This window comes from Bacillus sp. FSL M7-1020, from assembly GCF_038050415.1.
Taxonomy (GTDB): domain Bacteria; phylum Bacillota; class Bacilli; order Bacillales; family Bacillaceae_G; genus Bacillus_A; species Bacillus_A toyonensis.
This window is the reverse complement of sequence record NZ_JBBOTW010000001.1, coordinates 2689484-2708666: the sequence shown is the minus strand read 5'-3', so window position 1 is coordinate 2708666 and position 19183 is coordinate 2689484. Positions and strand designations below refer to the sequence as shown.

Below are 19183 nucleotides of genomic sequence, written 5' to 3'. Positions count from 1 at the left end.
TACCGCTCGATATAGTTCGAGTGGCATTTTTTATCATTATGGTAGCATTTGTTTTTGATCTTTCGGATAGCCGCCTGTTGATGGGTTAGAACGATTGGAATGATTACGGACAGCAATGAAAATAGAAATAATAACGACAAGACCAACTGCCACGTAAGAAAGTGAAATAATAGTTGGATCCACTTTAAATGTTGTAAGTAGTGTACGAATATTCGTAAAGATAATAAGGCCACCAACTAATACCCCAAGTAAATGAGGTGGAACGATACGTACTAACCATGCGGCAATTGGAGCTGCGACAATACCGCCAAGCATTAAGGCGAATACCCAAACCCAGCTTACTTGTTCCCAGCCAAGTGAGATGAAGAAACCAATTGTTGCAGCGAGCGAAACAGGAAACTCACTCGTATCTACAGATCCAATAACTTTTCTAGCTTCATTTCCTCTTGCTAGCAGTACAGGTGTCGTAATTGGACCCCAGCCACCGCCACCAGTTGAATCGACGAATCCAGCGAATAAGCCGAGTGGCACAAGTTGTTTGGCAGACATACGCTTTTTGGAAGTAACAATTTGTTTTTGAATAATGAATCGTAATAAAATATAAACGCCTAAAGTGAATAAAAATATTGAAATGTACGGTTTAATCACATCGCCAGGTAAATTACTTAAAAAACATGCCCCAACAAATGCCCCAATTGCTCCGGGTAATGTTAATCTGGAAACTGTATATTTATCAACGTTTCCAAATTTGATGTGCGATGCACCAGAAGCTGCGGTTGTAACGACTTCAGCTAAGTGAACAGATGCGGATGCTACAGCTGGTGCAATACCAAACATTAATAATAGTGAGGTAGATGTTACCCCATACGCCATTCCAAGTGCCCCATCAATCAATTGAGCGAAAAATCCAATAATAGCAAAGACAATTAATTTCTGCATAAATAATCCCCCTGTAATAATAAATGAAAAAAGCACTTTTCCCGTATGAGAAAAGTGCCTTTGGTTTTTCCAATCAGCAATAATTAAATTTGTTTCATTATAATACATATTAATCATATAAATCAACTAGGTTTTGAAGTTTTTTGAATTGAATGAAAGAAAAATAAAATATACAATAAAAGGATGGAGAGAAAGGGGAGAAGGACTATGTTACGATTTGATCATCTCGTTCACGCAGTGCCTTGTACACCGAAGGAAGCAGCAAAACAAATGCAAGCGAGTGGATTTCATACTGTATTAGGCGGAGAGCATACTACTTGGGGAACTTGGAATAGTTTATGTTATTTTGATTTATCATACATAGAATTTTTAGCTGTGCAGCATGAAGAAAAAGCGAAAGAAGCAGAAAATCCATTAGTACAAGAAACGGTGGTGAAATTACAAAATGGAGAAGGAATGCTACAAATTGCAATTCGAACAGATGCCATTGAAGAATTAGCAGATAAATTTAGTAAATACGGTTTACAAACAATAGGACCATTTGAAGGGAAACGTATGAGAAAAGATGGTCGGCTTTTAGAATGGAAAATGTTATTTGTAAAGCAAGAAGAAAGCGGGCCGAGATTACCTTTTTTTATACAGTGGAATGAAACCGATGAAGAAAGAAGAAACGACTTACGCAACATAGGGACGATCACGGAACATAAAAACAAAGTGCAACACATTGAAGTGATCCATTATGCAGTGAAAAATGTTCGAGACACAGTGCGAAAGTGGAAAGAAGTAATGGGGCTAACTGCAAGTTCAGTCACAAAAAATGAAAAATGGAATGCTGAGTGCCAAAGTGTAGCGTTTGGTGACATTCATGTACAGTTTTGTGAACCGATTGGGGAAGGGCTAGTGAAAGAACACTTGATTAGGAATGGTGAATATCCTTTTGCAGTGGAGTTTAAAGGGGAGAATAAACGAGAGTATGAAGTGTTAGGTAGTTTGTACATATATGAATAGAGGGGATGTTTTGGAAGAAATAGTAAGAGAGATAGAAAGAAAACTAGAGTGGCCCTGTATTGTAAAATGTATAGCCATTACAAAAGGTTTTTCGCATGAGGAAAAATATAAAATTGAACTAGAGAATCGTGAAACGTATTTTGTAAAAGTGTGTGATTCTGCTAATTATGAACGAAAACTAGAAGAATATACGTATATGAAACAAATAGAGTTATTACATATTCCAACGCCCAAGTTAATTCATTTTATAAAACTTGAAGAATTAAATAAATGTGTTCAAGTATTTGAATGGATTGACGGAGTAAATGGTGAAGAGAGCTTACGGAAGTTATCGGTGGAAGAACAGTATGATGTAGGAAGAAAAGCAGGAGAAGTATTAAGGAGAATTCACTCAATTGAAAGAGAAAGTGCAAGTAATAAATGGGAAACATTTAGATGGAATAAATACGAAAGATACATAGAGGCACTAGCAGACTACGAGGTGAATTTTCTGGATTTGAAGCCAGTATTAACCTTTGTAGAAAACCATAAAGACTTATTAAAAAATCGTCCAATCACATTTTTACACGATGATTTCCATCCAGCAAATAGTATGATTCATAACAAGGAGTTTATCGTTATCGATTTTGGTGGATATGATTTTGGCGATCCAATACACGATTTTTATAATGTAGCGATTTTTACTACAAGAATAAGCAAACCATTTGCGGTTGGACAAGTTCACGGTTATTGCGGAGGCGAACCGTCACTTCACTTTTGGCAGCTGTACTCCTTATATGCAGCAATGACATTCCCGGCTGATATCGTTTGGACAAACCGAAGCACACCGCACCTAGTAGATGATATGAAGGAAAGACTAAATGGAATTTTAGAAGAACATAATCATTTTTCGTCCTATGTTCCAAGATGGTATCAATCCTATCATATGGATATAATGAAAAATAAATAACGGAGGGATTCATTTGGATAAAATAGCGGTAATTTCAGATATTCATGGTAATATTCCGGCATTAGAATCTGTGCTGAAAGATATTAAATTAAGAGGAATCGAGCGCATTATTTGTCTTGGAGATTTAGTAGGAAAAGGCCCTCATTCAAGCGAAGTAATTGAAATCATTCGTAAAGAATGCGAAGGCGTTGTAATGGGGAATTGGGATGATTTCATTACAAAACCGACTGAATTTGAAGCATTAAAATGGCATCAAAAACAATTATCAGAAGAACAAAATGACTATTTAAGAAGCTTACCATTTTCGATCGAATTTTTTATGAGCGGAAAACTCATTCGTATGTTTCACGCTTCACCGAGAAGTTTATATGAAAGAATTCAACCACACGCTTCAAGAGAAGAACGTATTAGTATGTTCGAAAATAGTGATCTGACGGAAAATATAGAAGGGGAAAGAAAACCAGATGTCGTTTGCTATGGTGACGTTCACCAAGCGTTCGTTCAAAATTTCAGAGGGAAAACGTTATGTAACGCTGGTAGTGTAGGAAATCCTCTTGAAATTACACAAGCTTCTTATTTAATATTCGAAGGAACTTACAATGACAAAGAAGCAGCGAGCTTTTCCATCCAATTCGTACGAGTACCGTATGATATTGAATTAGCTATCAGGCTAGCAGAAGAACTCGATATGCCAGAAATTGAAGAATACAAACAAGAATTACGGACTGCTTTATATCGAGGGTTTAAGGGGAAGTAAGCTAATAATATATCAACGATTTTTCAAATATATCTATCATAACTTAAAATATATCAACGATTCGACAAAGGATATCGATTTACCGACAAATAGTGACACGGATTATTACTTATAATTATATTATGTAAACTAATTATAAAGGGAGATATCATGAACCGAAAACAACGAATCAAAGAAATTGCAGATCATATTGTAAAGCTAAACTTAACCTATCCAACAAGAGTTGGAGTAAGTGGTATTACAGCATCAGGAAAAACAACATTTGCAAACGAACTAGCGGAAGAAATAAAAAAACGAGGTTTACCAGTAACACGCGCCAGCATTGATGATTTTCATAATCCAAGAGTGATTCGTTATACGCAAGGCAAAGAATCAGCAAGAGGGTATTATGAAGATGCACACGATTATACAGCTTTCAAAGAAAGGTTATTAAATCCTTTAGGACCTAACGGGAATTTACAATATGAAACGATTTCTCATAACTTAATAACGGATATGCCTGTACATAATGAGCCGCTATTGGCCACACAAAATATGATATTAATAGTAGATGGAACGTTTCTATTGAAAAAAGACGTTGCGCATTTATTTGACTATAAAATTTTCGTAGATACAGATTTTGAGATTGCGAGAAAACGTGGTGCTAAGCGGGAAACTGAAGCTTTTGGAGGTTATGAAGAAGCAGAGAAGATGTTTTTAAACAGATATCATGCGGCCTGTAAGATGTATATAGATGAGCATAATCCGAAAGAGTGTACGGATGTTATATTTCAGAATAGTGATTTAGGAAATCCAGAAGTTATATTTCATGAAAGAGCGTAATACATAATCAGAAATATATGTATAGCCTTTTGTTTATTGTTATAATTAAATTAATTTTATGAAGCAAATAAAAGGGGATAAGACAATAAAAAACGCAAAAAGGGGACAAGAAATATAATGAATGAAGTACTAGAACTAAAAGAAGAACTACTACAAATTAAACATAATAATTATGCTGTACCAGAGGATGTGGACGCATATCCATATGCACAGTGGATGCTAGATTATATCGGATCACCAGATGCTGAATTACGCGATGATTTGATTTATAGTACGCTTCACACATGGATTACAAATGATGTATTTAGACAAAAAGAGTTACGAGGATTAATGCTACAAGCAATTAGTCCTGATTATTTATTTTATAAAATTGGAGAAAAAGGAACAGACTCTGTGTTTAAACGCGCGTTCTCCGTTTTAATTCCACCACTTATTTTATCTGTTCATGAAAGAGAACCGCTGTTATCTGAAGAACAACTGTACAGTGTGGCAGAACAAGTACTGGAATATGTATATTTAGAAGAAGATGTAAGAGGCTACATAGAAGGAAAAGGCTGGGCACATTCTACAGCGCATGCGGCTGATGCGCTAGATGCTTTAGCACGTACAATACGAAATCGTGAGTTTTCATATGCAATACTAGCTGCCGTTCGTCAGAAGGTACGATTGAATGATTACGTATATGTACACTTTGAGGATGAGAGATTAGTAAAGCCAATTATGTCTTTACGTAGCCAAAATCTATTAACTGAAGAAGAGTGGAGCAATTGGCTACATAGTATAGCAACTGTTGAAGACATCCGACATCCACAGCATGCTATTTTAGTACAAAATATTAGAACTTTCCTAAGAAGTTTATATTTCATAGCTTTAGAGAAGGAGGGAAGCAATGCCTTTACAGATGATATATTGGAGACTTTGAAGGAAGCACGTAGGTATTAAAAAGGTCCATACTTAGAAAAAATAAGTAGATATTAATATTGAAAAATTTATTAGAAATTTATTTTTACATTGTACCCTTTCAGTATAGGCTGAAAGGGGTGTCAAATGAAAAAAATATTGAAGATAGGAAAGATAATATTTTTTGTTTGTATTAGTATGATTTTTCTTGGAACTGGCGCTGTATTCATATATCATAACTATCAATTAAAAATGGAATCGAAATTAATGAACAATAAAGGTAAACTTATTAATTTCAATAATAAAAAAGTGAATGTTTATAATGAGGGGAGCGGGGAGGAGACGTTTGTATTTATGGCCGGATCTGGAATTGCCGCTCCTGTGTATGAATTGAAAGGCTTATATAGTGAATTTTCAAAAGAAAACAAGATTTCTGTAATTGAGAGAGCTGGTTATGGATACAGTGATGTTTTTCAAGATGATAGAGATATTGATACGATATTAGAACAAACGAGAGAAGCGCTTATTCGAAGTGGAAATAAACCACCTTACATTTTAATACCACACTCTCTATCGGGTATAGAGGCTATTTATTGGGCACAAAAATATCCAAGTGAAGTAAAAGGGATTATTGCGTTAGATATTGGTTTACCTAAACAGTACGTAACTCATAAAATAGGTATGGTTGATTCATTAAAAATAAAAGGGATGAATATTTTAACGAAAATTGGTTTTCAGAGATTAGCTCCCTCTATTACTTATAATCCCGAAGTCATTCGTCAATCCTTTTTAAACGAACAGGAAAAAGATATTTATAAAGCGCTTACGTATAAGAGGGCTTTTAATGATGATATGAAGCAAGAACTTTTACAAAGCTACAATAACGGTAAAAAATCAAATTCTTTATCGATCCCAAAAGAAACACCTATGTTATTTATAGATGCGATTGCTAGGCAATATAAAGATTCGAAGTATACAAAGCAAAAAAACGAAGATTATAAGGAGTTTGCTAGCAAGTTATTAATAGCTGATGTAAAAATAATTGAAGGTACACATAGTATTTATTTATATGCTCCTGATGAAATATACAAAATTGCTATGGATTTTGTTAAGAATAAAGTAGTGAAGAACTAAACAATTGTAACTTTAGCGATGAAAGGCTTACATAATGAAAGTATATAACATATTAATTGTTGAAGACGATTTGATTATAGGAGATTTATTACAAAAAATTTTACAGCGTGAGAAGTATAATGTGTGTTGGGAGAAAGAGGGAAGGAAAGTTCTTGATATAATTCATGAAATAGATTTAGTCGTAATGGATGTTATGTTACCAGGCGAAGATGGTTATCAAATTACAAAGAAAATAAAAAATCTAGGATTAAATATTCCAATTATATTTCTATCAGCAAGGAATGATATGGATAGTAAACTAAAAGGTTTGACTATTGGAGAAGAATACATGATAAAACCTTTTGACCCTAGAGAGTTGTTGTTAAGGATTCAGAAAATGTTAGATAATCAATATGGTACGTTCACGCAAATTAACCATTTATTTATAGATGCAGAATATAAAAGAGTTTTTATTAATGATTTGCGTAATGAAGTTGCTTTTACAGCAATTGAACGAAAAATATTCTTCTATTTATATGAAAATAGAGATAGAACTTTATCTAAAGAACACTTCTATGATTACCTATGGCAACTCGAAGATAGAAATCAAAATATCATGAACGTACATATAAAGAAAATCAGAACCAAAATTGATGATAAAACAGGTGATATTATTCAAAATATTTATGGAGAAGGGTATAGACTAAATACCTATATGAAGAAATGAACTTAAAGAAAAAATATCAGTTACTACTATTCTCCGCTATTGTTAGCGTACCTCTGTTATTGTTGTCGATTAGTATTTTTGTATCAGTTATTTATAATGTTGCCTTTAAAACTAAAAATCAGAACATTCCTTTTCACGAATCCTTTGCATATCCTACTATGTTAATCATATTTTTATTATTACTATTAGTATTAGCTTTTGTATTTTCAAAATCGATAAACTCATTATTAAATAAAATTAATGTATTAAATCAAACGATTCGAGATTTAGCTAGTGATAAAAAAATCCCTAATATAATAGATGTCAAAAGTGATGATGAGATGGGAGAACTGATTAGGTCAGTAAACCTGCTTATAGAAAGAACAACTTATCGAGAATTAGAACTACAACAACAGGAACAAATAAAAAAAGAGCTATTAAATAAATTACGGCATGATATTAATACACCCTTAACTGCAGTTAGATTACAATTATATTATTTAGAAGGCGAATACAAAGCACAAGCGCCAGTACTTGAATCACTGTATGAGCAGATACAATATATAAGTGATTTAACTAACGAATTTAATATTCAATCTACAGAGACCTTAGAGAATACTTATATTGTGAATGATGAAGTGAATATACATAATTTAATAGAAAATATGATTAAAAAATGGAGCTATTTGTATAGCATTCATAAAATTGAATTAGTATATAATCCACAAGATAAAGAGTTGATATGGAATAGTAATGAGTTATGGATTCAAAGGTTATTTGATAATATTTTTCAAAATGTCCTTAAACATTCAAAAGCTAAAAAACTCAAAATTATTATAGATGAAGATATTGTTTCCTTTAGAGATAATGGGATTGGGTTTGATATAAATAGTAAAGGTACAGGACTTGGTTTGAAAAATATTGAAGATATATCAAAGATGTTCGATATAAAATACACTTTACAATCAAATAGTGAGGGTACTATGTTTTCATTTGAAAATACAAAAGTTTAGAGCAAATTACATAAAACCAACACCTCCCAACCATACTAAAAAATGTGTTGGAGGTGAATGTTATGGACAATAAAGACTTTGAAAAAGTTTATAATGATTACTTACATCAAGGAGAAGAGCAAGCTCAATTTGAAGTAGACAATGAAGTCAATTCAGGAGCAGAACAAATTGTTGCCGTTCGTAAAAATGATGATGGTGATTTAATAGCGTTTAAAACAAGTAGCGGGAGAGAGTTAGATTATATGACTGCTCTTAGTGAAGCAAAATCAGGGAAGTTAGCTCATGTGGACGTATTTCATAAGTATGGCAGAGATATTATACGTAGTGAACCTGATGGTATAAAGGAAAATAACTTAGATAATTTACCATCATTTTAAACGGGTAAACTCCAAGAAGAGAATGTTCATTTTGATATTCTCTTCTTTTTGTTACAAAGCTTTCCCTACAAATAGAAGGTTCATTTCTAAAGTGAAATTATACTTTTAAAGAGCTCTCTAAATTTCTCTTTATCTTCTGCTGTAAATGGTTTCGGTCCCTTTGTACGCTTACCACTTTTTCGAACCATTGCACTTAAATATCGTGTTTGTAACAATTGTTCAATGTTATCATTCGTATACTTATAGCCTTTATGGTGTAGAACGATACAGCCTTTTGCTAATGCAAGCGAAGCAAGACCATAATCTTGTGTTACGATTAAATCTTCTTTTTTTGCTAATTGCATAATTCGGTAATCTGCAGCATCTGCTCCGGAATCAACATATATTGTTTCCACACCTTTTGGTTGTTCCGCATTAGAATAATGAGAAAAGCTAGTAACGAGGGTTACAGGGATTTCTGCATTCGTAGCTTCAAAAATAATTACATCTTTTACAGGACAAGCATCTGCATCAACGTAAATTTTCATTTTTATCACTCCTATAACTAGGTTCGTGTTGATAATAATGGTAGATTTTTCTTTTGTCAAACGATAAAGCTTTATGTAAAGTCATTTTCCACAAACTAAAATAGCTTCTCGCAAACGAGAAATACCTTCCTCAATTTGATTAATATTCACTTTTCCATAAGATAAACGAATATAACCATCTTTCGCACCGAAAATACTACCGGGCATAAAGGCGATTTCTTGTTTTAAACTTTGCATAATAAGTTGTTTTTCGTTTATCGATTCTTTTAATTTTCCCCATATGTATATACCACCAGTAGGATTAGAAAAAGAGATTTTGTCGTGAAGTTGCTCATTTAAGGCGCGAACGATAACGTCTCTTTTTTCCAATAATTGTTTTCGTAACGGTACGATATGAGACTGAAATGGTACGGTTTCGAAAAATTGCTGCATAAGCCACTGCGGGAAAATGCTCATACCTAATTCCATTTGATGCCTTGCGTCGGATAACCTTTCTACTACAGACTGCGGGGCGACGAGCCAGCCGACTCGTAATCCTGGTGCAATCATCTTTGATAAGGAATGTACATAAATGACTGTTCCATTTTCATCAATCGATTTCAAAGTAGGGCAAGGTTGTTTCTTTTCTAACGTAAGCAAGCTGGATGGATCATCTTCAACGATTGCAATTCGTAAATCTGCGCAAAGTGATAATAGTTTTTTTCTACGGTTTGGATGAAGCATCGTTCCCGTAGGGTTTTGGAAATTTGGATTTAAAAAGATCATTTTAATACGGTGTTTTCTATATAACTCCTGTACATCATCTGGGTTAATCCCATGTTCATCGACAGGTAATGGGAAAATACGAATACCTGCTGATTGGAATAGAGGCAGGGAATAACAGTGTGAAGGACTTTCGAAAGCAACAGCATCACCTGGATTTAATAAACATTGTACGATAAGATGAAGTGCTTGTTGAGCGCCGGATGTAATCATAATGGATTGTTCAGTCGCTTCCACTTTTAAATATTCCTTCATATATTTTACTACCGCTTGTCTCAATGGGAGATAACCTTGCGGGTGATCATAACTTAATGAATGCGTTAACGGTTGTTCTCGCAAAATCGCTTGTAGTTGATCATGAGGATAGAGATTACAACCGAGTTCTCCGTTTGCAAAATCTATAATATTTTCATTTTGTTGTACTTCTGCCCGAATATGGCGAAGTAACGGTAAGTTTGGTAAAAACGTACCACCTTCTACGAAGTTTCTCCAGTTTGGTGTTAATGTTGGAGAAACACCCCACATATGTGTACTTACACGTGTACCTTTACCAGTTGTACTTTCTACAATTCCCATAGCACGTAGTTCATTATAAGCAGTCGTTACTGTACTTCGGTTTACATTTAACTGTGTAGCTAATTTCCGTTCGGAAGGGAGGAAGCTACCTGGAGGAAGTTCTCCATATGTAATACGTTTTTCAATAAAGTCAACAACTTGCTGATAAATAGGGATTTTACTGTCACTATCTAGCTTCCATTCCATAAAAATGCCTCCGTATCTTTTATATAAATCCAGTATAGCAAATTGGCTGGGTAAAAAAACAGCCAATTGGACGGTGTTATATCCAGCCAATTTTACTATGCTAAATATGGAAGGGGAGATTCGGATGAAAAGATGGCAAATGGAATGGCTCCTAGTATCAGTAGCATTAGTATGGGGAGCAAATTATACAATTGGAAAGTATGGCGTGGCATTTATGTCATCCATTCAATTTAATAGTTTACGATTTTTAGTAGCATCACCGGTATTATTACTTATTACATTTTTAATGGAACGCTCATTACGTATTGAAAGAAATGATTGGTTACGATTAGTAGCAGTCGGCATCGTTGGAACGACAATGTATCAAACGATGTTTATGTTATCTGTGAAATATACTTCAGCAACGAACGCCTCATTATTAATTGCGATGTCACCTATTTTTACAGGGATATTAGCGGTATTACACAAACAAGAACGTTTTTCGATGAAAGTACAAATTGGTTCAATAGTAGCGTTTATTGGTGCAGCATTCGTTTTATTAACAGGGCATACAGGAGGAGCTACTTACGAGTATGCGTGGCTTGGAAATATAATTGGATTAGTCGCAGCAATTGCGTGGGGATGGTATCCAATTTTAGCACAACCTCTTATTACAAAATACTCTGCAATGAGAGTTACATCATGGTCTACATTAATTGGAATTGTACCACTAGTTATATATTGTTTATTCAACGTAAACACATTAACGTGGCCAGTAGACATGCCAAGCTGGGGTTCACTAGCATATTCAATCATCTTTGCGACAATCTTCGGACTTGCGATGTGGTATGTCGGCATTAGTAAAATAGGCTCAACAAAAGTAATGGTTTATATGTATCTCGTACCATTATTCGCAGTGATCTTTGCAGCTGTAACAATTGGAGAGCAAATCAATATGATGCAACTTGTTGGCGGACTTATAATATTTGTGGGTTTATATGTTGTAAAAAAAGGCGGAATCAAAAAGCCAGCTCTCAATTTGAAAAAAGTAAGTTAACAGTAAAAATGATCTCTTTCATATAGAAGGAGATCATTTTTGTTTTCGTAATAAAAGAGCTTGTTCAATGGCCCATTTTTGATGATTATGAAGTAGAAATTCTACAGCATGCAATGGAGATATCCACCTTAGAACATGATCCTCCTCACAGTTTTCAGTTTGTTTCTGCACCATGTTTGTAATATAAAAGAACCCATCATTCAAATAATATGTATCTTCCTTTTCTGCATAAAAATATCGAGCTGCATTACCAATATATTGATTAATTTCAATTGTCCATCCTAATTCCTCTAGTAGTTCGCGGTGCAAACATTCTTCTTTTGTTTCATTACCTTCCATACCGCCACCAGGTAAAAAGTAACGGTCTCCTTTTTGGATAACAGCAATCATTAAAGAAGATGAATGGAAAATAACCGCATAGCAACTAGGCTGTAATACATAATGAACAGTGGGATTTTTAGAACCAAATGTAAGCTTTGAAATCATAAAACACGACCTTTCTCTATAAAATACATAAAAGGGATAATAAGGTAAATGACGAATTGTATTAAGGTAATCCTTGTTGATTGGAGTGATATCAAAATGATAAATCGAAAATGTTCAAGGTGTAAAGAAATAACGGGTACAATACATGGGGGTAAAAAAATTAAGGAAGAATTTTTGTGTGAAGATTGTCTTCAAAAAGGAATTGCGAGCGGGGAAATCGAATTATCACAAGTGGAGAAAGGACAAAATTCTTATCTTTCTATAAAAATATTAAAAATAATGAGTGTTATTTATTTAATCGTATCTATTATAACAGCTTTTTCTGCCGGAGCACTTATACAGGATCCAGGACTTGGCGGAATAACATTTTCAATAACAGGTGCAGTTGGTGTTATGATAATTGGATCGATATTCCAGTCTGTTCTTGTATTTTGCGGGATATGGGTATTCATCCTATTAGTAGAAACAGTCGTTAAAATTTATGAAAAAATGAAGTGAGTGAGGGGGAGAAACATATGCGAGTAAGAAACATCCAAGGGGAAGATTATGTAAAGATTCATTCTGTTTTAAATGAATGGTGGGGCGGGAGAGACATGGCTGCTATGTTGCCAAAATTATTTTTCGTTCATTTTCAAGAAACGAGTTTTATCATTGAAGAAGATGGCGAAACGTTAGGTTTCTTATGCGGATTCTTTTCACAAACACATAAAGAGGAAGCGTACGTTCATTTTATCGGTGTCAATCCGAAATATAGAAGAAAAGGAATTGCATCGACATTGTATTCTTATTTCTTTGATGTCACTCGTGCAAGCAACCGTAAAGTTGTAAAAGCAATCACGTCACCAGTAAATAAAAAATCGATACTATTTCATCAAGAAATCGGCTTTCGAATTGAGGCTGGGGATGATGAAATAGAAGGTGTATCCGTACATACAAATTATGATGGGAATGGCGGGAGTAGAGTTTTATTTTTAAAACATGTGTAAAGTAGGCTAGCGCGAAGTTAGCCTTTTTGTTGTGAGGAGGAAAGTATATGGAGAGTGTTCAAAGTAAAGATGAGTACTTACGTCGCATCTATAAAGTGCAAGATTATATAGAATTACATATAAATGATGCACTTTCAATTGAAGCGTTAGCCGATGTAGCAGGATTTTCAAAGTTTCATTTTCATAGAATTTTTAAAGGGATAGTAGATGAGCCGTTATCTCGGTATGTAAATCGCTTGAAACTAGAAAGGGCAACTCACCTTATTACATATCGTCCGGATATGACGATCACAGACATTGCGTATCACTTCGGTTTCACAGATTCAGCAGTTTTCTCCCGTACATTTAAAAATTATTACGGAGTAAGTCCATCTCAATATCGAAACTACAATAGCAAGAATTGCAAAGACGTAAGTGAACCTTCTCAATACAATGAATGTAAGAAGGTTCGAGGAAATGTTGAAATTGTAACAGCGGACGATAGAAACGTCGCATACATAAGACATATCGGTACATATGAAGAGTTAACTATAGTTTTTCCAAAAATGATAGAGAAATTATTTCGTTATGCAGCGGAGCAAAACTATCATATATTTGGGGATACGAAAGTATTAACAATTTACCATGACCATCATGAATTTACTGAGGACTATCATTTAAGAACAAGTTTATGTATAACAATTCCAGATGAATCCGCAGTAGGAACGAGTGATATTGGAATAATGGTAATACCTTCAGGGAAATATGCGGTAGGCCATTTTGAAATACGTCAAGATGAATATAAAGGTGCATGGGACTTTTTATACGGCGAATGGCTCCCAAATAGCGGATATAAACCGAGAGATGCGTATCCTTTTGAAGTATATAGAAATGATCCAAGAAAGCATCCAGAACATAAACATATAGTGGATATATATGTACCGATCGAACCTTTTTAATCATAGATTAAGGGGGAAAAATGATGAAAACTTTTGAAGAGTTGGATTACAAGATAAAAGAAGACTATAAAAATATAAACGGTATGTTAGTAGTGCATAAAGGTAATGTTGTTTTTGAAAACTATTATAATGGTTACGGTCCAGATGATGCATACCATGTAGCGTCTGTCACAAAAACGGTAATCTCTGCGCTCATTGGGATATGTATAGATAAAGGCTATATAAAAAGTGTTGATCAAAAAGTAATAGAGTTTTTTCCTGAATATAACGTTAAGTCATCAGAAGTAACAGTGCGACACCTACTTACAATGACAGCTCCATATCCTTTTGTAGACTGGCAGAAACCGTTAGAAGAACTATGCACACAACAGAATTGGGTACAGTATACACTTAATAGAATGGGGAACGGCGGAGAAATTGGATCTTTTAAATATTCTTCTGCAGGAGCACATGTACTATCAGCAATTATTTCGAGTGCAACAGGAAAAAGTGCGCGTGAATTTGCGAATGAACAGCTATTTCAGCCACTCGGTATGAGAGAAATTCCAAACTACAATATGAAAGCATTTGGATTTGATGACTTATTCGGAAAAGATGTAAAAGGATGGGTTCACGATCCAAACGATATTACAACTGGCGGATGGGGACTGACGTTAACGGTTAGGGATATGGCTAAGTTTGGACGTTTGTATTTGAATGAAGGTACTTATAATAGAAAGCAAATTCTTTCAAAGTCGTGGATACAAGAATCAACGGCGATGAATCCAAATCGATATGGTTACTTATGGTGGTTACGAGAAGAGGGTGGTATCTTTTCATACTGTGCCATGGGCGATGATGGAAATGTGATTTGTTGTGTACCGGAGAAGGAATTGGTTGTGGTGATTGCTTCTGAAGTCATACCGAATGCAGAGGATAGATGGAAGTTAATTAAAGAGTCCATATTTCCTTATTTAAAAGATTAATATGGTTATTTTTATAAAAATAAGAATAAAAGGTTAAGTTATACTTGTTATATTCTCCATGATTGAAATAAGTGTTGTGAGAACAAAGTTGTTCAACTATAGTTAGAAAACTTCAACACCTATACGATTATTGAATAATTGCAAGGTGTTGAAGTGCTTTATAATTTGTTTAGGCACTTTTAACTATTTTTTAACTTTTCGATGTATTAGATAAATCATGCAAAACATAATTGCCAGCAAGCTAAATTTAACTAATTCCATTAGGCTAATATCGTATTTTGTTTCTACTCCATCTGTTAAATAAAATACATTGAACATGCCATGTAAAATTGCAGGTGTTATCACAGAATGGCTATACTCTCTCGTATACGTCAAAATTATAGATAAAATAAATAATAACGAGAGATAGCTTAATATTCCTACAAACCATAATTCATAGTTTTTATAAAAGATTGATACTGGTAAATGCCATAAAGACCAAAGCGATGCAGTAATGATTGCTGTTTGTTTTAATGAATATTTTTTTCGTAAATGGTAATGAAAATTTCCGCGCCATATGATTTCTTCTAAAAATGCAGACAAAGCAGCAATTGTAAGACCAATGAGTAGGAGAAATCCCAATTCATTACAATGATTAAATAAGAATTTTATATTATAAATATAAAAATAGAAATGTAGACATAGCCCTAGAAGTAGTGGCAATAATATGGAGAAAATTAATGGTTTTATTTTTGGACGTGAAATTCCAAATGTATGAACCATTTTTTGTTTCTTATATAATTTCTGATATAAAATAGCAGCTAAAAGCGGAATAACCATCGTAAACCCTAAATAATTACGACCATTTTCTATGTTCAGTAAGATGATATATACAAACGATGTAAGAAAATAAATACATAGAGTTGAATGATAAACTATATTTCTATTTATATTTTTCACCTACTTACATGTATAAGTGATTAATCAAATATCCGATATTTTAATTATATATGAAATGGAAATTACATATGTTGAACTTGTGGAAAAAGTTAGACCAATCCCGTAACTTTTCACAACAAAAATTCGTTTAACAAAAGAAAGGATTTTCAATCACGAATGGGGGAGAACTATGAAGATTTTAATTCTAGGTGGTACGCGATTTTTAGGAAGAGCTTTTGTAGAAGAGGCTTTAAAAAGAGGGCATGAAGTTACATTATTTAATCGCGGAACAAATAAAGAAATTTTTCCTGAAGTAGAGCAGTTAATCGGTGACAGAAATAATGATGTCTCAAGTTTAGAAAATCGAAAATGGGACGTTGTCATAGATACGTGTGGGTTTTCTCCGCACCATATTCGGAATGTTGGCGAAGTATTAAAAGATAATGTAAAGCATTATATATTCATCTCAAGCCTTTCCGTATATAAAGATTGGATTCTGCATCATATAAAAGAAGACTATATATTACAACCTGAACCAACAAGTGATCGGATAAAGGCTGTAGAGAATGGTGAAATATCGCCTTATGAGCATTATGGTGCGCTAAAGGTATTATGTGAAAAAGAAGCAGAGAAGTATTGGCCGGGGCGTGTTTTACATGTAAGAGCAGGACTTCTTTCGGGAATGTTTGATTATACAGATCGCCTTCCATACTGGGTTCAGCGTGTAGCAAAGGGCGGGAAAGTGTTAGTACCAGGAAGAAAAGATCGTCCAGTGCAATTAGTTGATATAAAAGACGTCGCAAGCTTTGGACTAAACATGGTAGAAAATAATAAAGCCGGTACATTCAATATAACAGGTCCAAATGATGAATTGACGATGGAAGAGCTATTAAATACGTGTAAAAAGGTTACGAATAGTGATGCTGAATTCGTTTGGGTCGATGAATCTTTTATGAAGGAACATAAAGTACAGCCTTGGACAGAGATGCCTTTATGGCTTCCGGAAACTTTTCCATTAGAAGGGGAAACGAAGCCGTGGAAAGGTGGATTTTCTATTAGTATTGAGAATGCTGTTAAAGCAGGGCTTACTTTTAGAAGATTAGAAGATACTGTTACAGATGTGTATGACTGGGTGAATGAAATGAAAGAGAGGGGATTAAAGGCAGGTATTTCAGTTGAAAGGGAGAAAGAATTATTAGAAAAGTGGAATGGATAGTTTTTATAGATAATAGGAATGGAGAGAAATATGATACGTCAATTAAAAAAGGTTAGAAAAAGGACGACAATTTCAACAGTTATAATGCTCTTGCTAACGGTCATTCTCGTAGGAAATAGTACGTGGTATATCTCTCATTCCTTTTCTTCTGAATTTTTTCAATTGCCGATGCCTTTGGATAGTAAGCTAATTAAAGATTATGAAGCAGATGAGAAGAATTGGATTGAATTAGCAAATGGCGGATATTGGGAAGTGGTAGCGAATCGTGTTATAGAAACGAAGCAATCGAAGGCAGAAGTAATCTCATTCTATCAAAAAAAAGGGAAGTTAAAGTATCCAAATTCTAACGAGGCTGGTGTAGAAATTCAGCTCTATTTTTTAGATGATAGTACAGTAGTAGAAACCGAAAAGGGGAATTATTACCGAGATAAGATAGGAGATACTCGTTATGTAAATGAATATGATATTAGAGATAAAAAGAAGGAAAAACAACCTAGTGATCCAGAGATAATAACATATATAATCCAAGTACATACCCAATTTGATTATTGGTATAAACTTGATTGAACATGAAGGACTATAGGAAGGATAAAAGGTTATGTGGAAAAATATCATTCGAAGTATTTCTTTAAACTTAAGTATGAAAAACCCAGCAACGAAGGATGAACTTGCTGATATACAAAAATGGTTACACGTGGAGTTACCTAATGAGTTATATCAATTATTACAGGAAACAAACGGTATAGAAGGTGAGTACGGGGACTTTATATGGTCAGCTTCAAAAATTAAAACTGAAAATATGAATATGAGAAATATAGTGGATTTTAAAGATTTATATATGCCTTTTGACTGTTTATTATTTTTTGCTGATGGCGGAAATGGTGATTTGTTTGGCTATTCTATTTTGAATGGAATGGTACAAAGAGATGATATATATGTGTGGAATCATGAAAATGATAGTAGAACGTGGATTGCTCCTTCTTTAAAGCCTTTTATGGAGTGGTGGGAGAGTGGGAAGATAACAATTTAAACATAGTATCAATAAAAAACGCCTTGTTACTAAAAAAACAAGGCGTTTTTCGTATGTAAATCTACCACTCAATCGGTTCTTCTCCGTACAGTTCCCACAGCTTAGGAAACATCTTTTTCAGACCTTCTTCGTCATCTTGATCCCAGTCGAATTCAATGTCGTCATTATGAGCTCTTTCATCAGTTAGTACATGGTAAAGTGTAAAGTAAGTGTCTTCTTCATCTCCAGTTTTTTCTGCATATACAGTGAAACCGAAATATAGAGAAAGTTCTTCAATGTTTGGTACGTCATACTCACTCAAATTTTCTAATACATGTATTAACCGTTCTGGATCTTCAATACACGCTTCGTAAGTTTCTTTTCCTTGATATAATAACCACCCGCGGAAATAATCAAAACAATCATCCGAACAACCGCCTAAAATAATATAGGCTGCTGCCCATAAGCGAGATGTATAGGAAGCTTTTAATATATGATGCATATGTGTATCAAAAGCAACAATTTCATGTACTGTACGCTTAGAGAGATGAGAAGTAAGCCATTCTATTTGTTCTTCCTGGTCTTCACCTTTCGTTTTAGCGCGAGCGAGTAGCCCCCAAAATTCTTCTTCTGTTATCGTTTGTTCTTTTATATAATCTTCCCCAGGGCACGGGTCTGTATATCCTTTTTTACGTTTGGAAGCAACTAGTTTGTTAGCTTCTTTTATGCACTCTTCTTCTGTTTCAAACTCTTTCGCTTTCACGCTACCAGCTGTGCCAATTTTCCCGTAAAACACAACGTAGTCGCTTTCTTTCACAACGATTTTCCAAAACTTATTTGATTTCTCAGTTTGCTGGATTAATAACGTTTCCATTCGTACCCCCATCATATTTTTCTAGTATGCAATGTGATTGTAACATATGTATATACACTTGTAATGATGAAAAATAAGCGTTTGGAAAATTCGAAAATGATTGAATGAAGTGGATAAATT

General features: G+C 34.2%; 23 protein-coding genes. 17 read left to right on the top strand and 6 right to left on the bottom strand.

Features of this window, described 5'->3' with window-relative positions; all coding sequences use genetic code 11:
• Positions 1–36 precede the first annotated feature (36 nt).
• Entirely contained in the window at positions 37–1047 is a 1011-nt protein-coding gene (locus MHB70_RS13820; protein WP_016108694.1) for a sulfite exporter TauE/SafE family protein, read from the bottom strand.
• Positions 1048–1146: 99 nt separating this feature from the next.
• Between MHB70_RS13820 and MHB70_RS13815 the strand changes: the two genes are divergently transcribed.
• The 9 genes from MHB70_RS13815 to MHB70_RS13775 all read left to right on the top strand — a co-directional run bounded on the left by MHB70_RS13815 (position 1147) and on the right by MHB70_RS13775 (position 8584).
• Positions 1147–1947, top strand: coding sequence for a VOC family protein (locus MHB70_RS13815; RefSeq protein WP_000943366.1), 801 nt, complete (start codon positions 1147–1149; stop codon positions 1945–1947).
• A 10-nt stretch (positions 1948–1957) separates the two neighbouring features.
• The gene (locus tag MHB70_RS13810) at positions 1958–2896 is read left to right on the top strand and encodes an aminoglycoside phosphotransferase family protein (RefSeq protein ID WP_002038986.1); all 939 of its coding nucleotides are present in this window, start codon (positions 1958–1960) and stop codon (positions 2894–2896) included.
• A 13-nt stretch (positions 2897–2909) separates the two neighbouring features.
• A complete protein-coding gene (locus MHB70_RS13805; protein ID WP_016514021.1) occupies positions 2910–3653 on the top strand; it encodes a metallophosphoesterase family protein in 744 nt (247 codons plus the stop codon).
• 150 nt (positions 3654–3803) lie between these two features.
• Positions 3804–4475 carry a hypothetical protein gene (locus MHB70_RS13800; protein ID WP_016514020.1) on the top strand — a complete coding sequence of 224 codons (672 nt, stop codon included), beginning with the start codon at positions 3804–3806 and terminating at the stop codon, positions 4473–4475.
• Positions 4476–4592: 117 nt separating this feature from the next.
• A complete protein-coding gene (locus MHB70_RS13795; RefSeq protein WP_016514019.1) occupies positions 4593–5417 on the top strand; it encodes a DUF2785 domain-containing protein in 825 nt (274 codons plus the stop codon).
• A gap of 105 nt (positions 5418–5522) precedes the next feature.
• Entirely contained in the window at positions 5523–6509 is a 987-nt protein-coding gene (locus MHB70_RS13790) for an alpha/beta fold hydrolase (protein ID WP_000722104.1), read from the top strand.
• A gap of 34 nt (positions 6510–6543) precedes the next feature.
• Positions 6544–7215 carry a response regulator transcription factor gene (locus MHB70_RS13785; protein ID WP_000870356.1) on the top strand — a complete coding sequence of 224 codons (672 nt, stop codon included), beginning with the start codon at positions 6544–6546 and terminating at the stop codon, positions 7213–7215.
• Entirely contained in the window at positions 7212–8207 is a 996-nt protein-coding gene (locus MHB70_RS13780) for a sensor histidine kinase (protein ID WP_001049599.1), read from the top strand. Before MHB70_RS13785 ends, MHB70_RS13780 begins: the two co-directional genes overlap by 4 nt.
• Positions 8208–8269: 62 nt before the next feature.
• The gene (locus MHB70_RS13775; protein WP_000368864.1) at positions 8270–8584 is read left to right on the top strand and encodes a DUF3892 domain-containing protein; all 315 of its coding nucleotides are present in this window, start codon (positions 8270–8272) and stop codon (positions 8582–8584) included.
• Between the two features lie 86 nt (positions 8585–8670).
• On the opposite strand, the gene MHB70_RS13770 is transcribed toward MHB70_RS13775, so the two are convergent.
• Both MHB70_RS13770 and pdxR read right to left on the bottom strand, forming a co-directional pair.
• On the bottom strand, positions 8671–9111 hold the full coding sequence (locus MHB70_RS13770; RefSeq protein WP_000708763.1) for a YaiI/YqxD family protein: 441 nt from the start codon (positions 9109–9111) through the stop codon (positions 8671–8673).
• Between the two features lie 81 nt (positions 9112–9192).
• Complete coding sequence (pdxR, locus tag MHB70_RS13765) at positions 9193–10635, bottom strand: MocR-like pyridoxine biosynthesis transcription factor PdxR (protein ID WP_016514018.1); 1443 nt, start codon at positions 10633–10635, stop codon at positions 9193–9195.
• 124 nt (positions 10636–10759) lie between these two features.
• Here pdxR and MHB70_RS13760 point away from each other — a divergent pair, with 124 nt between their 5' ends.
• Positions 10760–11671, top strand: coding sequence for a DMT family transporter (locus tag MHB70_RS13760; protein WP_000832950.1), 912 nt, complete (start codon positions 10760–10762; stop codon positions 11669–11671).
• Between the two features lie 33 nt (positions 11672–11704).
• Here MHB70_RS13760 and MHB70_RS13755 read toward each other — a convergent pair whose 3' ends face one another.
• Positions 11705–12157, bottom strand: a complete 453-nt coding sequence (locus MHB70_RS13755; RefSeq protein WP_061530635.1) for an NUDIX hydrolase — start codon at positions 12155–12157, stop codon at positions 11705–11707.
• A 96-nt stretch (positions 12158–12253) separates the two neighbouring features.
• Between MHB70_RS13755 and MHB70_RS13750 the strand changes: the two genes are divergently transcribed.
• From MHB70_RS13750 to MHB70_RS13735, 4 genes are read left to right on the top strand one after another with little or no spacing between them, the layout of a single operon-like run.
• Positions 12254–12655: a DUF3980 domain-containing protein gene (locus MHB70_RS13750; RefSeq protein ID WP_002106358.1), complete on the top strand. Its 402-nt coding sequence runs from the start codon at positions 12254–12256 to the stop codon at positions 12653–12655.
• Positions 12656–12672: 17 nt separating this feature from the next.
• Positions 12673–13143 (top strand): GNAT family N-acetyltransferase, encoded by a 471-nt coding sequence (locus tag MHB70_RS13745; RefSeq protein WP_001266068.1) that lies wholly within the window; start codon positions 12673–12675, stop codon positions 13141–13143.
• A 47-nt stretch (positions 13144–13190) separates the two neighbouring features.
• A complete protein-coding gene (locus MHB70_RS13740) occupies positions 13191–14081 on the top strand; it encodes an AraC family transcriptional regulator (RefSeq protein ID WP_000446743.1) in 891 nt (296 codons plus the stop codon).
• 23 nt (positions 14082–14104) lie between these two features.
• Complete coding sequence (locus MHB70_RS13735) at positions 14105–15046, top strand: serine hydrolase domain-containing protein (protein ID WP_061530634.1); 942 nt, start codon at positions 14105–14107, stop codon at positions 15044–15046.
• A 183-nt stretch (positions 15047–15229) separates the two neighbouring features.
• Here the strand turns inward: MHB70_RS13735 and MHB70_RS13730 are convergent, their stop codons facing one another.
• Positions 15230–15985, bottom strand: a complete 756-nt coding sequence (locus tag MHB70_RS13730; protein ID WP_061530633.1) for a CPBP family intramembrane glutamic endopeptidase — start codon at positions 15983–15985, stop codon at positions 15230–15232.
• Positions 15986–16154: 169 nt separating this feature from the next.
• Here MHB70_RS13730 and MHB70_RS13725 point away from each other — a divergent pair, with 169 nt between their 5' ends.
• From MHB70_RS13725 to MHB70_RS13715, 3 genes are read left to right on the top strand one after another with little or no spacing between them, the layout of a single operon-like run.
• On the top strand, positions 16155–17180 hold the full coding sequence (locus MHB70_RS13725) for an SDR family oxidoreductase (RefSeq protein ID WP_000697709.1): 1026 nt from the start codon (positions 16155–16157) through the stop codon (positions 17178–17180).
• 30 nt (positions 17181–17210) lie between these two features.
• On the top strand, positions 17211–17747 hold the full coding sequence (locus MHB70_RS13720) for a hypothetical protein (RefSeq protein WP_000621041.1): 537 nt from the start codon (positions 17211–17213) through the stop codon (positions 17745–17747).
• Between the two features lie 31 nt (positions 17748–17778).
• A complete protein-coding gene (locus tag MHB70_RS13715) occupies positions 17779–18210 on the top strand; it encodes an SMI1/KNR4 family protein (protein ID WP_000265757.1) in 432 nt (143 codons plus the stop codon).
• 61 nt (positions 18211–18271) lie between these two features.
• Here the strand turns inward: MHB70_RS13715 and MHB70_RS13710 are convergent, their stop codons facing one another.
• Entirely contained in the window at positions 18272–19063 is a 792-nt protein-coding gene (locus MHB70_RS13710; protein WP_061530632.1) for a DUF4240 domain-containing protein, read from the bottom strand.
• Positions 19064–19183: the final 120 nt, after the last annotated feature.

Excerpts from the sequence above, each read along its gene's own strand:
- MHB70_RS13740 (WP_000446743.1), top strand. The coding sequence starts at position 13,191 with ATGGAGAGTGTTCAAAGTAAAGATGAGTACTTACGTCGCATCTATAAA.
- MHB70_RS13795 (WP_016514019.1), top strand. The coding sequence starts at position 4,593 with ATGAATGAAGTACTAGAACTAAAAGAAGAACTACTACAAATTAAACAT.
- MHB70_RS13800 (WP_016514020.1), top strand. The coding sequence starts at position 3,804 with ATGAACCGAAAACAACGAATCAAAGAAATTGCAGATCATATTGTAAAG.
- MHB70_RS13790 (WP_000722104.1), top strand. The coding sequence starts at position 5,523 with ATGAAAAAAATATTGAAGATAGGAAAGATAATATTTTTTGTTTGTATT.
- MHB70_RS13820 (WP_016108694.1), bottom strand. The coding sequence starts at position 1,047 with ATGTATTATAATGAAACAAATTTAATTATTGCTGATTGGAAAAACCAA.
- MHB70_RS13715 (WP_000265757.1), top strand. The coding sequence starts at position 17,779 with ATGTGGAAAAATATCATTCGAAGTATTTCTTTAAACTTAAGTATGAAA.
- MHB70_RS13785 (WP_000870356.1), top strand. The coding sequence starts at position 6,544 with ATGAAAGTATATAACATATTAATTGTTGAAGACGATTTGATTATAGGA.
- MHB70_RS13780 (WP_001049599.1), top strand. The coding sequence starts at position 7,212 with ATGAACTTAAAGAAAAAATATCAGTTACTACTATTCTCCGCTATTGTT.
- MHB70_RS13755 (WP_061530635.1), bottom strand. The coding sequence starts at position 12,157 with ATGATTTCAAAGCTTACATTTGGTTCTAAAAATCCCACTGTTCATTAT.
- MHB70_RS13710 (WP_061530632.1), bottom strand. The coding sequence starts at position 19,063 with ATGGAAACGTTATTAATCCAGCAAACTGAGAAATCAAATAAGTTTTGG.
- MHB70_RS13720 (WP_000621041.1), top strand. The coding sequence starts at position 17,211 with ATGATACGTCAATTAAAAAAGGTTAGAAAAAGGACGACAATTTCAACA.
- MHB70_RS13745 (WP_001266068.1), top strand. The coding sequence starts at position 12,673 with ATGCGAGTAAGAAACATCCAAGGGGAAGATTATGTAAAGATTCATTCT.
- pdxR (WP_016514018.1), bottom strand. The coding sequence starts at position 10,635 with ATGGAATGGAAGCTAGATAGTGACAGTAAAATCCCTATTTATCAGCAA.
- MHB70_RS13760 (WP_000832950.1), top strand. The coding sequence starts at position 10,760 with ATGAAAAGATGGCAAATGGAATGGCTCCTAGTATCAGTAGCATTAGTA.
- MHB70_RS13735 (WP_061530634.1), top strand. The coding sequence starts at position 14,105 with ATGAAAACTTTTGAAGAGTTGGATTACAAGATAAAAGAAGACTATAAA.
- MHB70_RS13725 (WP_000697709.1), top strand. The coding sequence starts at position 16,155 with ATGAAGATTTTAATTCTAGGTGGTACGCGATTTTTAGGAAGAGCTTTT.
- MHB70_RS13815 (WP_000943366.1), top strand. The coding sequence starts at position 1,147 with ATGTTACGATTTGATCATCTCGTTCACGCAGTGCCTTGTACACCGAAG.
- MHB70_RS13775 (WP_000368864.1), top strand. The coding sequence starts at position 8,270 with ATGGACAATAAAGACTTTGAAAAAGTTTATAATGATTACTTACATCAA.
- MHB70_RS13770 (WP_000708763.1), bottom strand. The coding sequence starts at position 9,111 with ATGAAAATTTACGTTGATGCAGATGCTTGTCCTGTAAAAGATGTAATT.
- MHB70_RS13750 (WP_002106358.1), top strand. The coding sequence starts at position 12,254 with ATGATAAATCGAAAATGTTCAAGGTGTAAAGAAATAACGGGTACAATA.